Genomic DNA, 14881 nt, shown 5'->3' on the forward strand with positions numbered 1-14881 from the left:
CGTCCGTTCGGTCACCCCCGGCGCCGCGCCAGCACCACCGCTCCACCGCCCGCCGCGAGCAGGGCGACCGCCCCGCCCGCGAGGTACGGGGTCGTGGAGCTGCCGCCGGTCTCGGCCAGGCCCGCCTCCTTGGCCGGGGCGCCCTGGGGCTTGACGTCGTCGCCGCCGGAGGGAGCCGCGCTCGCCGGCGCCGGCGGTGCCTCGCAGGTGGCCCGCGCCAGGGTCACGGTGCCTTCGACGTCGGCCACGTTGAGCTTCAACGGGTTCACGGACACCTTGAGTTGCAGGGCGGTGGCCGCCGCCGTGCGGCTGGTGACCTCGGTGGTGGACAGGTCCAGGCGCACCTCGCCGACGCCGGGCACCTTGACGTCCGTGGGGCCGCCCGCGGACAGCGTGACCTTCTTGCCGAGCACCGTCACCGCGCCGAGCAGGTTCGCGGAGGCGACCGGCTTGCGGCCGGCCTCGCAGGTCGCCCTGGAGGTGACCTGCTCGACCTCGATGAGCGACAGCAGCGGCAGCCCGGGCACATGGAGCCGGGCGTGGGCGAGACGCGTGGAGCCCTCGGCCCTGGCGGAGGTGACCGTCGCCTTGGCGTCCGCCACCTTGGCGCTCAGCACGCTGAAGGGTTTGCCGCCGTCGACGCCGTCCAGCGTGGCGCTCAGCGCGGTCCGTTCGGCGGACTGCGGGGCCTGGACCTGGTTCAGGGAGACCGCGAGCGGGACGTTCACCGTCTTGTCGAGCAGGGCCACGTCGAGCCCGGTGCGCAGCACGACGGCGCTCGCGCGGCCCTGGTCGCCGGTGGCGTGTGCGGCGCCCGCGCCGGCCAGGGCCGCGGGACCGGCGGCCAGGACGGTGGCCGCCGCGACGGTGGTCAGACGGCGTGCGGGCATACGGAAGTTCTTGCCGTTCAAGGTGGGGACCCCTCAGAGGAGACTTGCTCGGGACCCGCCAAGAATTACGCACCACGGGTGAACAGGCGGCGTTCCGGCGCCGGTTCACCCCATCGTGGGTTCGCCGTGAACCTTTTCGAATCGCGGGGCACAGGCGTTCCACGGTTTCACCCCCGTATCGCCCGCTGTCCGAACACCGCGGTTGACGGCGGGCGCGCGCGACGGCGTACGGCGCGTCAACTACGCGACGACGCGCCCGTTCAGCACGATCCGGCGCGGGGCCGCCAGCACGCGTACGTCCGCCCGCGGATCCGCCTCGTAGACGACCAGGTCGGCCGGTGCGCCCTCGTCCAGTCCCGGCCGGCCGAGCCAGGTGCGGGCGCCCCAGGTCGTCGCCGACAGGGCGTCGACGGCCGGGATGCCGGCGGTGACCAGTTCCTCGACCTCACCGGCCACCAGTCCGTGGGCGAGGTGGCCGCCGGCGTCGGTGCCGACGTAGACCGGGACGCCGGCGTCGTAGGCGTTGCGGACGGTGTCGTGGCGGCGTTCGTACAGGCGGCGCATGTGGGCCGCCCAGGTCGGGAACTTGGCCTCGCCGCCGGACGCGAGCTGCGGGAAGGTGGCGATGTTGACGAGGGTGGGCACGATCGCGACGGCGCGCTCGGCGAAGAGCGGGATCAGGTCGTCGGTCAGGCCCGTGGCGTGCTCGACGCAGTCGATGCCGGCCTCGACGAGGTCCTTGAGCGAGTTCTCGGCGAAGCAGTGGGCGGTGACGCGGGCGCCCAGGCGGTGGGCCTCGGCGATCGCGGCCCGCGCCGCCTCGCGCGGCCAGCTGGGGGCGAGGTCGCCGAGGTCGCGGTCGATCCAGTCGCCGACCAGCTTGACCCAGCCGTCGCCCCGGCGGGCCTCCTGGGCGACGTAGGCGACGAGGTCCTCGGGTTCGATCTCGTGCGCGTAGCCCCGCATGTAGCGGCGGGTGCGGGCGATGTGGCGGCCGGCGCGGACGATCTTCGGCAGGTCGTCGCGGTCGTCGACCCAGCGGGTGTCCGAGGGCGAGCCGGCGTCGCGGATCAGCAGGGTGCCGGCGTCCCGGTCGGTCAGCGCCTGCCGCTCGGCGACGTCCTTCCCGACCGGGCCGTCCTTGCCGAGGCCGACGTGGCAGTGGGCGTCGACCAGGCCGGGGAGCGCCCAGCCCTCGACGGTGCGGACGTCGTCGGCGGCGAGGGGACGGTCGTGGGAGACACGGCCGTCGACCACCCACAGTTCGTCGCGGACGTCGTCGGGGCCGAGAAGGACGCGTCCCTTGATGTGCAGCACCGCCTGATCGCTCATGGCGGCCACCTTAGTCAGCCGGTCCGCCGACCTGGTCGGACACCTCTTCCTCGACGTCGGCCATCGCCGGGTCGAGCAGCCGGGACAGGAAGTGCCGGGTGCGTTCGTGGGCGGGGTCGCCGATGACCCGGGCCGGGGTGCCGTCCTCCACGATCACCCCGCCGTCCATGAAGACGACCCGGTCGGCGACCTCCCGCGCGAACGTCATCTCGTGGGTGACGACCATCATGGTCATGCCCTCGCGCGCGAGCATCCGCATGACGGCGAGGACGTCCCCGACCAGTTCCGGGTCGAGCGCGGAGGTCGGCTCGTCGAAGAGCATCACCTCCGGCCCCATGGACAGCGCGCGGGCGATGGCCACGCGCTGCTGCTGGCCGCCGGAGAGGGAGGAGGGGTAGGCGTCCGCCTTCTCCGACAGCCCGACGCGGGCCAGGTTCTCGGCGGCCGTCCGCGCGGCCCGCGCCTTGTCCCGCCGCAGCACGCGGCGCTGCGGGAGGGTGAGGTTCTCCGTCACCGTCAGGTGCGGGAAGAGGTTGAACTGCTGGAAGACCATGCCGATACGGCGGCGTACGGCGTCGATGTCGACGTCGGGGTCCGTCAGCTCCGTTCCGCCGACGAAGACCTGACCCCGCGTCGGCTCCTCCAGGAGGTTCACGCACCGCAGCAGTGTCGACTTGCCGGAGCCGGAGGGGCCGATCACGCAGACGACCTCGCCCCGGGCGATCTCCAGGTCGATGCCGCGCAACACCTCGTTGGCGCCGAAGGACTTGTGCAGGCCCCGGATCTGGATCTCGGGGGTGCTGTCGCTCACTTGACGGCCTCCTGGGCCTTGGCCTCCAGCCGGCGGACGACGAAGCCGAGCGGGATCGTGACCAGCAGGTAGCACAGGCCGGCGACGAGGATCGGCGTGGAGTTGGCGGTCGTACTGGCCAGGTCACGGCCGTACTTGGACAGTTCGCGCTCCTCCAGGGTGACGCCGAGGAACAGCACCAGGGAGGAGTCCTTGAACAGGAGCACGAGTTCGTTGGTCAGCGGCGGGATGATGATGCGGAACGCCTGCGGGATGATGATCGAGACCATCGCGCGGGCCGGTGAGAAGCCCAGCGAACGGGCCGCCTCCATCTGCCCCTTGGGCACCGCCTGGATGCCCGCGCGGATCGTCTCGGCCATGTAGGCGGCGGCGACCAGGCCGAGCGCCAGGGCGACCTTGCCGTAGGTGCCGCCGACGATCTCCGTGCCGGGGAAGGCCAGTGGCACGGCGACGCCGATGAAGATGAAGATCAGCAGGGCGGGCAGGCCGCGGAAGATCTCGATGTAGACGCCGGCGAGCCAGCGGTAGGGGCCCACGGACGACAGCCGCATCAGCGCGATGACCATGCCGAGGGCCAGTCCGACGACGAAGCCGGACAGGGTGTAGAGCACGGTGTTCTTCAGCGCCAGCGTGATGATGTCCGGGAACATCTGCCGCGCGATGTCCTTCTGCGCGAACTGGTTCCGCAGCCGCCCCCAGTCCGCCGAGACCGCGAACGCGATCACGGCGGCGACGAAGACGACGTACTGGGCACCGCGCGACAGGCGCCGCTTCCGACGCCGGGTCAGGCCCTTCCTGCGGGGCTGGATCTGTACGTCCGTGGCGGTCATGAGGCGGAGGGGGAGGCCGCGGACGCGTCGTACGGGCCGATCCACTTCTCGTACAGCTTCTTGTACGTGCCGTCGGCCTTCGCGTCCTTGATGGCCTTGTTGATGGCGGCGAGCAGCCTGGTGTTGCCCTTCTTGACCGTGAAGCCGTACTGCTCACCGGTGTTGATGTTGTCGGCGAGCTGGAAGGCGTCCGCGTTGGCCTTGGTCTTCAGCCAGCCCTGGACCACGGGGTAGTCGATGATGACGGCCTTGACCTGGCCGGTGCGCAGGCCGTTGAGGACGGCGTCGGAGGACTCGAAGGAGACGGGGTCGAAGCCCTGCTTCTTCGCGTAGTCCTCGCCGGTGGTCTGCGCCTGGGCGCCCAGCTTGACCTTCTTGGCCTTGGCGTCGGCGAGCGAGGTGACGCCGCTGTCCTTGTCGACCAGGAGGGCCTGGGTGGCGTCGAAGTAGGGGTCGGAGAAGTCGACGTTCTTCTTGCGCTCGGCGGTGATGGTCATGCCGGCCGCGGCCAGGTCGCACTCGCCGGAGTTGAGGAAGGCGCCGGTCTTGAAGTTCTCGAACGGCGTGTCCAGGATCTGCTGCTTCACGCCGAGGTCCTTGGCGACGAGGTCGATCAGCGACACGTCGAAGCCCTGCACCTTTCCGTCGATCTCCGACTGGAACGGCGGGTAGGGCAGGTGGGTGCAGGTGGTGAGCCGGCCGGCCTTGACGAGCGTGACGCCGCCGGCGGCGGTCTTCGTGCCGCTGCCGCCGTTGTCGCTGGAGGTGCAGGCGGAAAGGGAGACAGCCACGAGCACCAGCCCGGCCGTCACGGAGAACGTCTTCACGGGTGGCCTCCTGTGGGGGAACTGTGGGTTCCGATTATAAGGAGATGTTTGGGTTCCTCAAATCAAACCGATGGCTACGGAGCCGTCTGGCCTAAGAAGTCGTAAGTGCAGGGAGCGTCAGGAGGGGTCACGGGTGGCGGATACCCTCAAGTGAGCCGACCACGCGTGAGCAGAGAGAGCACCGCCGTGACCCACCCTTTCCTGGACCTGCCCCCGTTCAGCGCCGCGGACTTCGCCGCCGTGGAGGACCGTGTCGCGCGGTTGCTCGGGACCGCGCAGGACGTCGTGATCATGCAGGGCGAGGCGCTGCTGCCGCTGGAGGGCGCGATCCGGGGGACGGCCGGACCGGGGACGACGGCGCTGAACGTGATCACCGGCCCGTACGGGCAGACCTTCGGCGACTGGCTGCGGGACTGCGGGGCGACGGTGATCGACCTCGCGGTGCCCTTCCACGCGGCGGTGAGCGCCGAGCAGATCCGGGAGGCCTTCGCCGAGCACCCGGAGATCGACTTCGTGTCGCTGGTCCACGCGGAGGCGGCGACCGGCAACACCAACCCGGTCGCGGAGATCGGGGAGGCCGTACGGGAGCAGGGGGCGCTGTTCTATCTGGACGCCGTCGCCTCCGTCGGGGCCGAGCCGGTGCTGCCGGACGCGTGGGGCGTGGACCTGTGCGTGATCGGCGCGCAGAAGGCGATGGGCGGACCGGCGGGCGTGTCGGCGGTGTCGGTGAGCGAGCGGGCGTGGGCGCGGATGGCGGCGAATCCCAGGGCGCCGCGGCGGTCGTACCTGTCGCTGCTGGACTGGAAGGAGCGCTGGATCGACGGCGGCCGCAGGGCGCTGCCGCACGCGCCGGCGCAGTTGGAGATGCTGGCGCTGGCGGCGTGTCTGGAGCGGATCGAGGCGGCGGGCCCGGACGCGGTGATGGCCCGGCACGCCGAGGCCGCGGCGGCGACCAGGGCGGGGGCGCCGGCCCTGGGCGGGGGCCTGGAGCCGTACGTGTACGAGGCCCGGCACGCGGCACCGGTCGCCACGACGCTGCGAGCGCCGGCCGGCGTGGTCGCGTCGGACCTGGTGGCACGGGCCCTGGAGGTGACCCCCGGTCTGCCGCTGGCGGCGGGCGGGGGCGCGCTGGCCAAGGAGATGATCCGCGTCAACCACTACGGCCCGGACGCGCGCCTGGACGTGGTGGAGAGGTGCCTGACGGCGCTGGGCACGGCGCTGGCGGAGCGGGGCGTGACGGTGGATCTGGAGGGGGCCCGGCGGGCCGTGGCGGACAGCGGACGCTGACCGGAGGGGGCTCTGCCCGGCGTTTCGCCGGGGCCGAAAACAGCCTGCCCGGCGCGGAGAGGCGGGTCCGTCGCCGTACCCGCGTGTCATGCTCGCCGCATGACGACCGAGACGCCCGACGCCCCCCGGACGCTGCCCGACGGCCGGCCCGTCCCCCTGGTCGCCGGTCAGGAGCGGGCCATGCTGGAGAGCTGGCTCGACTTCCACCGGGCCACCCTGGCGCTCAAGTGCGCGGGGCTGGACGACGGGCAGGTGCGGCTGGCGTCGGCCGAGCCGTCGCGGTTGACCCTGCTCGGACTGGTGCAGCATCTCGCCGAGGTGGAGCGGAACTGGTTCCAGCGGGTGATGGGCGGGCTGGCCGTGCCGCCGGTGTACGGGGAGGGGGACGGATACGCGCTCGATCCGGCGCGGGGGCTCGACGAGGCGCTGGACGTGTGGCGGCGGGAGATCGCGCGCGGGCGCGAGGCGGTCGCCGGGCGGTCGCTGGACGACACGGGGCGGATCGCCGAGGGGTTCATGGCCGGGGTGGCGGTCAGTCTGCGCTGGGTGCTCATTCACCTGATCGAGGAGTACGCCCGGCACAACGGCCACGCGGACATCTTGCGAGAACGGATCGACGGGGTTACGGGCGCATAATTCAGGGGTAATTCCTGAATTTCCCCGAGGGGTAGCTTCCCGTATTCTTCTGCCCGCTTTCCCTCGACCTAAACGCAAAGATTTTGCGAACGTAGAGCAGTGTAATTCGGGCGGATCTCGTGGGGGTTACATGGCTGTGACGCGTTACACATAGCGAGCATTTTGCCTGACTTTGCACCCACCAATGCGGGGCAATTCCGGCATGCCTCGCGCGTCCGTACGCGCTCGCGTGATAACACAGCACCGCCAGCCACGTAACCCCCTCAGGCGATGCAATTTCGAATTTCCCTCGGTAAATTCAATCCGCATGACTGCCGCACAAGCAGAACTGCAAGCAGAACTGCAAATCGACCGTCCGTCGGTGGCGGACGGCGCCGCGCTGTGGCGGATCGCGAGAGACTCGAAGACCCTCGACCTGAACTCGTCGTACAGCTATCTGCTGTGGTGCCGCGACTTCGCCGCCACCTCGGCCGTGGCCCGCGACGGGAACGGGGAGGCGGTCGGGTTCGTCACCGGCTACGTCCGGCCGGACCGTCCGCAGACGCTGCTCGTCTGGCAGGTGGCGGTGGACCGTGCCCACCGGGGGCGCGGGCTCGCGGCCGCGCTGCTGGACGGGCTGGTCGCCCGCAGCCGGGGCGAGCACCGCATCACCGCCGTCGAGACCACCATCACCCCCGGCAACACCGCCTCCGAGCGCCTGTTCACCTCGTTCGCCGAGCGGCACGGCGCACTGCTGGAGCGCGAGGTGCTGTTCGACCGGGGCCTGTTCCCCGACGGCCCGCACGATCCCGAAGTCCTGTACCGCATCGGGCCCCTGTCCGTGTGACCTCCCTCTGACACACGCCCACTGACGACCCCCACGCACTCCCCCACCCATCGAGGAGCGATTCGTCGTGACCATCACCCAGCCCGACCTCAGCGTCTTCGAGACCCTCGAGTCCGAGGTGCGCAGCTACTGCCGAGGCTGGCCCACCGTCTTCGACCGCGCGCAGGGCAGCCGCATGTACGACGAGGACGGCCACGAGTACCTGGACTTCTTCGCCGGCGCCGGCTCACTGAACTACGGCCACAACAACCCCGTCCTCAAACGGGCGTTGATCGACTACCTGGAGCGCGACGGCGTCACCCACGGGCTCGACATGTCGACCACCGCCAAACGGGCCTTCCTGCAGACCTTCCAGGACCTGGTGCTGCGCCCGCGCGACCTGCCGTTCAAGGTCATGTTCCCGGGCCCGACGGGCACCAACGCCGTGGAGTCGGCGCTCAAGCTCGCGCGGAAGGTGAAGGGCCGGGAGGCCATCGTCTCCTTCACCAACGCCTTCCACGGCATGTCCCTGGGCTCGCTCGCCGTCACCGGCAACGCCTTCAAGCGGGCCGGCGCCGGAATCCCGCTGGTGCACGGCACGCCGATGCCGTTCGACAACTACTTCGACGGGCAGGTCCCGGACTTCCTGTGGTTCGAGCGGATCCTGGAGGACCAGGGCTCCGGCCTCAACAAACCCGCCGCCGTGATCGTCGAGACCGTGCAGGGCGAGGGCGGCATCAACGTCGCCCGGGCCGAGTGGCTGCGGGCGCTCGCGGAGCTGTGCGAACGGCAGGACATGCTGCTGATCGTCGACGACATCCAGATGGGGTGCGGGCGCACCGGTGCGTTCTTCTCCTTCGAGGAGGCCGGGATCACGCCCGACATCGTCACCGTGTCGAAGTCGATCAGCGGCTACGGCCTGCCGATGTCGCTGTGCCTGTTCAAGCCGGAGCTCGACATCTGGGAGCCGGGCGAGCACAACGGCACCTTCCGCGGCAACAACCCCGCGTTCGTCACCGCCACCGCCGCGCTGGAGGCGTACTGGGCGGACGGGTCGGCGATGGAGAAGCAGACCCGGACGCGCGGCGAGCAGGTCGAACAGGCGCTGATCTCCATCACCGAGGAGAACCTGGCCGACGTCAAGGAGTACCGGGGCCGCGGGCTCGTGTGGGGCATGGAGTTCCACGACAGGGAACGGGCCGGCCGCATCGCCCGGCGCGCCTTCGAACTCGGGCTGCTCGTCGAGACGTCGGGCCCCGAGAGCGAGGTCGTCAAGCTGCTCCCGGCGCTCACCATCACCCCCGAGGAACTGGACGAGGGGCTCAGCATCCTCGCCCGTTCCGTGCGGGAAACCGTCTGAAACACCACCTAGGAGGCATCGCAGCACCGTGATCGTCCGTTCGTTCAAGGAGATCGAAGGCACCGACCGGCACGTGAAATCCGCGTCCGGCACCTGGGAGAGCAAGCGCATCGTCCTGGCCAGGGAGAGGGTCGGTTTCTCGGTGCACGAGACGATCCTGTACGCGGGCACGGAGACCCACATGTGGTACGCCAACCACATCGAGGCCGTCGTCTGCACCAGGGGCGAGGCCGAGCTGACCGACCGCGAGACCGGGCGGACGTACCGCATCACGCCCGGCACCATGTACCTCCTCGACGGCCACGAGCGGCACACGCTCCGGGTCAAGGAGGACTTCCACTGCATCTGTGTCTTCAACCCGCCCGTGACCGGCCGCGAGGACCACGACGAGAACGGCGTCTACCCGCTGCTCACCGAGCCCGAGGAGGTGTGAGAACCACATGACCACCGTCACCGATCTCTACCCCAGCCGCGGCACCGCCGAGGTGTCGATCCCGCGCAAGGACCCCGTCGTCTGGGGCTCCCCCGACACGCCGGGCCCGTTCTCGGCGGTCGATCTCCAGTCGTTCGAGCGCGACGGCTTCCTCGCCCTCGACCAGCTCATCGGACCGGACGAAGTCACCGTCTACCAGCGCGAGCTGGAGCGGCTGACCACCGATCCGGCGATCCGCGCGGACGAGCGCTCGATCGTGGAGCCGAAGTCCAAGGAGATCCGCTCGGTCTTCGAAGTGCACAAGATCAGCGAGGTGTTCGCCGGCCTGGTACGCGACGAGCGGGTGGTCGGGCGGGCCCGGCAGATCCTCGGCTCGGACGTCTACGTCCACCAGTCGCGGATCAACGTCAAGCCCGGGTTCGGGGCCAGCGGCTTCTACTGGCACTCGGACTTCGAGACCTGGCACGCCGAGGACGGTCTGCCCCACATGCGCACGGTGTCCGTCTCGATCGCGCTGACCGAGAACTACGACACCAACGGCGGTCTCATGATCATGCCGGGGTCGCACAAGACGTTCCTGGGCTGCGCCGGCGCCACGCCCAAGGACAACTACAAGAAGTCGCTGCAGATGCAGGACGCGGGCACGCCGTCGGACGAGGCGCTGACCGCGATGGCGAGCGAGTACGGCATCAAGCTCTTCACGGGCAGGGCCGGTTCGGCGACCTGGTTCGACTGCAACTGCATGCACGGCTCCGGCGACAACATCACGCCGTTCCCGCGCAGCAACGTGTTCATCGTGTTCAACAGCGTGGAGAACACGGCGGTCGAGCCGTTCGCGGCTCCGGTACGGCGCCCGGAGTTCATCGGCGCGAGGGACTTCACGCCGGTGCGGTGACCCGTGCGGCGTGAGGTGGTCTCACAGCCACGCCAGTGACGCGGCCCGCTCCAGTACCGTGCGTACGGCGGCCGCGTCGCCCGTGGCCGCGCGCGGCACCCCGTCGGGGGTGTGCCGGCCGCCGACCAGGAGGCAGAAGTCGACCGGGTCGAGGGCGAGTTCGGCCCGTACGGGATCGTCCTCCGAGCCCAGCACCCACTGCGCGCCGCCGGTGACCGAGAACAGCACCGGCGGCGCGGTGGGTCCCAGGGCCAGGCCGAGGATGCGCACGGCGAGACGGACCAGCCGCCACAGGTGCTCGGTTGGCGGAGGCGGCACGACGAGGCCGAGGGCGCGGCCGATGTCGTCGGTGTGGATCCACGTCTCGAAGGCCCGGACGACGAAGTGGTCCGCCACGGGGAGCCGTACGCCCATCAACTCCGCCGCGGCGGCGGCCCGTTCGGGGTCGTGTGCCTCCGGTGCGGCGAGCAGGGCGGCGGCCTGCGCGGACCAGGCGGCGACGGTCTCCTCGGGACCGCGTGTGTGCTCGTGCGCGATGACGTCGGCGGTACGGCGGTTCCAGTCGTCCTCCCAGTCCGCGCCGGGCGCGCCGCGGGAGGCCGGCACGCGCGCGGCGATCCCGAGCCGCCCGGCGAGCGGTTCGTCGGCGGCGAGCAGGTGGGCGACGGTCGCCTGCACGTCCCAGTCGTGCACGACCGGCGTGCTCCACCGCCCCTCCGCCTCGGCCAGCAGCGCCTTCAGCCCGGCGACGGCGGCGGCGTAGGGGGCGGCCTGGGCGGCGACCCGGGGGGCGGGCGGCCGGATGCGCCGGGCGAACGCCAGGACGTCGGCGGCAGATCGCGTGGACCGGCGCGGAGGCGGGCCCTTCGACGCGTCGCCGGTCACCGGCGCGTCGCGGATCGTCGCCGCGTCGTGTGCCTCGGCGGCGGCCCGCGCCGGTTGGTCTTCTTCCGTTGCCTCCCCCTCCCCCGTCCCCTCCAGCAGCCGTACCGTCTCGCGCAGCCGTTCCGCCTCCGCCGCGCAGCTCTCGCAGTCGGCCAAGTGGGCCGGGACCGTGCGCTGTTCGGCGGGCGGGAGGGCGCCGACGGCCCAGGCGGCGAGCAGGTCGCGGACGTCGTCGTGGTCGCTGGTCACCGGCCGCCTCCTCTTCCGCCCCGACACCCTGCCGTCATCATGCGCCCTTTTCCAGTGCCGGGTCCGGTGGGTCCGCCAAAGAGTCGGCCAAGGCGCGTAAGGCCGTGCGCAGCCGGGTCTTCGCCGTGCCCTCGGGGATGCCGAGTTCGACGGCGGCCTGCCGGTAGGTGCGGCCCGCGAAGTAGGCGAGGTGCACCACCTCCCGCAGGGGCTGCGGGAGTTCGGCGAGAGCGGTGTGCAGCAGCAGGGCCCGTTCGCGGTCGACGACGGCCTCCGCGGGGCCGGGCGCTGCGTCCGGGATGGCGTGCAGCGCGGCGTCGTCGGCGCGGGCGTCCTTGCGGTGCCGGGCCTCGCCGCGCACCCAGTCCACGGCCCGCCGGTGGGCCAGCACCGACAGCCAGGTGCGCAGGCTGCCGCGGCGCGCGTCGAAGGCGTACGGCCGGGCCCACAGCTGGGCGAAGACCTCCTGCGCGACGTCCTCGGCGGCGCCCGGGCTGCGGGTGACGCGTGCGGCGACCGCCCGCACCAGGCCGCCGTACGCCTCGTACGCCTCGGCCAGCGCGGACTCGTCGCCGTACACGAGCCGCCTGTGCAGCTCCGCGTCGACGGGCGGTCGGACGGACACCTCGTCCGTGGACTCCACCGGCACCACCACCCCTGGTGCCCTTCCTAGCGTCAGCCGGACAGGACGTCCAGCAGGCGGTCTACGTCGGCGGGGGTGTTGTACAGGTGGAAGGCGGCCCGCAGATGGCCCGCCCGGTTGGAGACCTGGATGCCCGCCTCGGCCAACTGCGGCTGCCGGTGGCCGAGTCGGGGCACGGAGACGATCGCCGAGCCGGGCGCGGGCACGGGTTCGTGGCCCAGCTCGCGCAGGCCGGCGCGGAACCGGTCGGCGAGGGCGAGGTCGTGGGCGTGGACGGCGTCCACGCCGAGCTCCTCGATCAGCTCCAGGGACCGGCGCAGGCCGGCGAAGGTGAACAGGGCGTGGGTGAGGTCGAACCGGCGGGCGGAGCGGGCGAGTTCGGTCACGGGGCCGTAGCAGCTGTCCCACGGGGTCTCGGCCGCGACCCAGCCGGCCAGGATCGGCGTGAGCCCGCCGAAGTCCTCCGGCACGACGAGGAAGGCCGCCCCGTGCGGCCCCAGCAGCCATTTGAAGCCGACCGCGGCGGTGAAGTCGTACGCGTCGGCGTCCATCGGCAGCCAGCCGGCGGCCTGCGAGAAGTCGACGTACGTGCGCGCCCCGTGCTCCCGGGCGGCCTCGCGCAGGGCCGGCAGGTCGGCGATGCGTCCGTCGGCGGACTGCGCGGCGCTGACCGCGACGAGCGCGGTGCCGGGGCGGACGGACTCGGCGACGCGCTCCAGGGGCACGGTGCGCACCTTGAGGTCGCCGCGGACGTGGAAGGGGTTGAGGACGGAGGTGAAGTCGTCCTCGGCGGTGAGGACTTCGGCGCCCGCGGGCAGCGAGGCCGCGATCACGCCGGTGTGGGCGGCGACGGACGTCCCGGCCGCCACCCGCTCGGCCGGGACGCCGGCCAGCCGGGCGTAGGCGGCCCGGGCCTCCTCGACGTCGGCGTACAGCGCGTCCAGCGGCCGGCCCTCGGCCCGCAGCCGCACGGCCTCCTGCAGCGCGGTGACGGCGCGGGCCGGGAGGAGGCCGTTGCTCGCGGTGTTGAGAAAGGTGGTCTTCGGCGCGAACTCGGCACGGACGAGGCTTGCGAAGGTCTCCATGGGTCCACTGTGGGGCCCATGGAAGTCGTAGTCCATTGCCGATTTCTGCGTGGTTTCCCTAAGCGATGCTTATGAATACGCCTCGACCTGCGTCTTTACCGCTGGGGAACCGCGCATCCGTCCGGTCCGCACGCGTCGGCGTCGCCCTGGTCGATCAGCCGCAGCGGCGACCGCTCGCCCCACGCCCGGCTCAGCGCCTGGGTGAAGACCTCGGCGGGCTGGGCGCCGGAGACGCCGTAGGCGCGGTCGAGGACGAAGAAGGGCACGCCGTTCGCGCCGAGCTCGGCGGCCTCGCGTTCGTCGGCGCGGACGTCGTCGGCGTAGGCGGCCGGGTCGGCGAGCACCGCGCGGGCCGCGTCGGCGTCCAGCCCGGCCTCGGCGGCGAGCTCCACCAGCCGCTCGTCGCCCTCGGTGAACAGGGAGCGCTCGTCGGCGAAGTTGGCCCGGTACAGGATCCGCAGCAGCTGGTCCTGCCTGCCCTGCGCCTTGGCGAAGTGCAGCAGCCGGTGCAGGTCGAAGGTGTTGCCGTGGTCGCGGCCGCGGGTGCGGTAGGGCAGGCCCTCGGCGGCGGCCTGCGCGCCGAGGTTCTCCTCGCCGGCCTGGGCCTGGGCCTCGCTCATGCCGTACTTCTTCGTGAGCATGGTGATCACCGGCTGGACGTCGCCCTTGGCGCGGCCGGGGTCCAGCTCGAAGGAGCGGTGCACCACCTCGACCTGGTCGCGGTGCGGGAAGGCGGCGAGGGCCTTCTCGAAGCGCGCCTTGCCCACGTAGCACCAGGGGCACGCTATGTCCGACCAGATCTCGACCTTCATGTTCTCTCCAGTTCGCGCGGATGCGGAGGCGGTACGGGGACGCGAACGCCCTCCGCCGGGAACGTGAACGTTCAAGCAGCCGGGTTCATTCCCCGTGCCGCCTCCTCGGCGGCCCCCGCCCCCAGGCGGCTGAACTGGGCCCGGTACGCGCTCGGCGTCAGGCCGGTGCGCCGGACCACGTGGGCGCGCAGGGAGTCGGCGGTGCCGAGCCCGCAGGCGCGGGCCACCTGGTCCATGGGCAGGGTAGTGGTCTCCAGCAGCTCCTTGGCGCGCTCGATGCGCTGGTGCAGCAGCCACTGCAGGGGGCTGACGCCGCTCTCGGCGTGGAAGCGGCGGGTGAGGGTGCGGACGCTGACGCCGGCGTGCCGGGCGAGGTCGGCGAGGGTGAGCGGCTTGTCGAGGTTGCGCATGGCCCAGCCGCGGGTGTCGGCACAGGCGGTGCCGCGCTCGGGCGGCAGCGGAGTCTGGGTGAACTGGGTCTGGCCGCCCGGGCGGACCGGCGCGACCAGGGCGAGGCGGGCGACCTCGTTGGCGACGGCGGCGCCGTAGTCGCAGCGGATGATGTGCAGGCACAGGTCGATGCCGGCGGCGTAGCCGGAGGCGGTGACGTAGGGGCCGTCCTGGACGTACAGGACGTCCGCCTGGAGGTCGATGCCCGGGTGGCGGCGGCGCAGGTCCTCGGCGTGCGCCCAGTACGTGGTGGCCTTGCGGCCCTCCAGCAGGCCCGCCGCGGCGAGCTGGAAAGCGCCCGAGCACAGGGAGGCGAGCCGTTTTCCGGCCGCGTCGGCCTGCTGGACGGCGGCCACGATCCGCGGGTCCGGCTCGTACGGCGCGCCGGTGCCGGCGACCACCACCGTGTCGGCCTCCAGGACCGCGTCGAGCCCGCGGGGAACGTACAGGTCGAGGCCGCCGGAGGTCGGCACCGGGCCGGGTTCGGCGGCGCAGACGACCACCTCGTAGCCCGGCCGCCCGTCCACCTCGACCTTGCCGAACAGCATCTCGGGGATGGCCAGGTTGAACATCGACACGGGTGACGGCGCGATCACGGCGATGCGGTGCGGGACCCGATCCTCGGCCATGGCCAGAACCTCCGGTTGTATG

General features: G+C 71.8%; 16 protein-coding genes. 6 read left to right on the top strand and 10 right to left on the bottom strand.

Annotated elements, in window-relative coordinates; translation table 11 throughout:
* Nucleotides 1-11 precede the first annotated feature (11 nt).
* The 5 genes from ACYF6T_RS07100 to ACYF6T_RS07120 form a co-directional block, all read right to left on the bottom strand.
* Nucleotides 12-911, bottom strand: coding sequence for an SCO1860 family LAETG-anchored protein (locus ACYF6T_RS07100; RefSeq protein WP_461694328.1), 900 nt, complete (start codon nt 909-911; stop codon nt 12-14).
* 219 nt (nt 912-1130) lie between these two features.
* Nucleotides 1131-2222 carry an amidohydrolase family protein gene (locus ACYF6T_RS07105; protein WP_461694329.1) on the bottom strand — a complete coding sequence of 364 codons (1092 nt, stop codon included), beginning with the start codon at nt 2220-2222 and terminating at the stop codon, nt 1131-1133.
* A gap of 10 nt (nt 2223-2232) precedes the next feature.
* On the bottom strand, nt 2233-3033 hold the full coding sequence (locus ACYF6T_RS07110) for an amino acid ABC transporter ATP-binding protein (protein WP_461694331.1): 801 nt from the start codon (nt 3031-3033) through the stop codon (nt 2233-2235).
* Nucleotides 3030-3863 carry an amino acid ABC transporter permease gene (locus ACYF6T_RS07115; RefSeq protein ID WP_461694332.1) on the bottom strand — a complete coding sequence of 278 codons (834 nt, stop codon included), beginning with the start codon at nt 3861-3863 and terminating at the stop codon, nt 3030-3032. The genes ACYF6T_RS07110 and ACYF6T_RS07115 overlap by 4 nt, the downstream gene beginning before the upstream one ends.
* A complete protein-coding gene (locus tag ACYF6T_RS07120; RefSeq protein WP_461694333.1) occupies nt 3860-4690 on the bottom strand; it encodes a transporter substrate-binding domain-containing protein in 831 nt (276 codons plus the stop codon). Before ACYF6T_RS07120 ends, ACYF6T_RS07115 begins: the two co-directional genes overlap by 4 nt.
* A gap of 186 nt (nt 4691-4876) precedes the next feature.
* Here ACYF6T_RS07120 and ACYF6T_RS07125 point away from each other — a divergent pair, with 186 nt between their 5' ends.
* The 6 genes from ACYF6T_RS07125 to thpD all read left to right on the top strand — a co-directional run bounded on the left by ACYF6T_RS07125 (nt 4877) and on the right by thpD (nt 10106).
* Nucleotides 4877-5977 carry a pyridoxal-phosphate-dependent aminotransferase family protein gene (locus tag ACYF6T_RS07125; RefSeq protein ID WP_461694765.1) on the top strand — a complete coding sequence of 367 codons (1101 nt, stop codon included), beginning with the start codon at nt 4877-4879 and terminating at the stop codon, nt 5975-5977.
* A 99-nt stretch (nt 5978-6076) separates the two neighbouring features.
* On the top strand, nt 6077-6613 hold the full coding sequence (locus tag ACYF6T_RS07130; protein WP_461694334.1) for a DinB family protein: 537 nt from the start codon (nt 6077-6079) through the stop codon (nt 6611-6613).
* A gap of 307 nt (nt 6614-6920) precedes the next feature.
* Nucleotides 6921-7439 carry a diaminobutyrate acetyltransferase gene (ectA, locus tag ACYF6T_RS07135; protein WP_461694336.1) on the top strand — a complete coding sequence of 173 codons (519 nt, stop codon included), beginning with the start codon at nt 6921-6923 and terminating at the stop codon, nt 7437-7439.
* A gap of 67 nt (nt 7440-7506) precedes the next feature.
* Nucleotides 7507-8778, top strand: coding sequence for a diaminobutyrate--2-oxoglutarate transaminase (gene ectB / locus ACYF6T_RS07140; RefSeq protein WP_461694338.1), 1272 nt, complete (start codon nt 7507-7509; stop codon nt 8776-8778).
* Nucleotides 8779-8806: 28 nt separating this feature from the next.
* Nucleotides 8807-9211 (top strand): ectoine synthase, encoded by a 405-nt coding sequence (locus ACYF6T_RS07145; RefSeq protein ID WP_461694340.1) that lies wholly within the window; start codon nt 8807-8809, stop codon nt 9209-9211.
* A 7-nt stretch (nt 9212-9218) separates the two neighbouring features.
* Complete coding sequence (gene thpD, locus ACYF6T_RS07150; protein WP_461694341.1) at nt 9219-10106, top strand: ectoine hydroxylase; 888 nt, start codon at nt 9219-9221, stop codon at nt 10104-10106.
* Nucleotides 10107-10127: 21 nt separating this feature from the next.
* Here thpD and ACYF6T_RS07155 read toward each other — a convergent pair whose 3' ends face one another.
* The 5 genes from ACYF6T_RS07155 to ACYF6T_RS07175 form a co-directional block, all read right to left on the bottom strand.
* Nucleotides 10128-11240, bottom strand: a complete 1113-nt coding sequence (locus tag ACYF6T_RS07155) for a maleylpyruvate isomerase family mycothiol-dependent enzyme (protein WP_461694342.1) — start codon at nt 11238-11240, stop codon at nt 10128-10130.
* 37 nt (nt 11241-11277) lie between these two features.
* Nucleotides 11278-11895 (bottom strand): RNA polymerase sigma factor, encoded by a 618-nt coding sequence (locus ACYF6T_RS07160; RefSeq protein WP_461694343.1) that lies wholly within the window; start codon nt 11893-11895, stop codon nt 11278-11280.
* A gap of 20 nt (nt 11896-11915) precedes the next feature.
* Nucleotides 11916-12968 carry an aminotransferase class V-fold PLP-dependent enzyme gene (locus tag ACYF6T_RS07165; protein WP_461694344.1) on the bottom strand — a complete coding sequence of 351 codons (1053 nt, stop codon included), beginning with the start codon at nt 12966-12968 and terminating at the stop codon, nt 11916-11918.
* Between the two features lie 95 nt (nt 12969-13063).
* The gene (locus ACYF6T_RS07170) at nt 13064-13780 is read right to left on the bottom strand and encodes a DsbA family oxidoreductase (RefSeq protein ID WP_461694345.1); all 717 of its coding nucleotides are present in this window, start codon (nt 13778-13780) and stop codon (nt 13064-13066) included.
* Between the two features lie 71 nt (nt 13781-13851).
* A complete protein-coding gene (locus ACYF6T_RS07175; protein ID WP_461694346.1) occupies nt 13852-14859 on the bottom strand; it encodes a GlxA family transcriptional regulator in 1008 nt (335 codons plus the stop codon).
* Between the last annotated feature and the right edge of the window lie 22 nt (nt 14860-14881).

Source organism: Streptomyces sp. 7R007 (assembly GCF_054850255.1).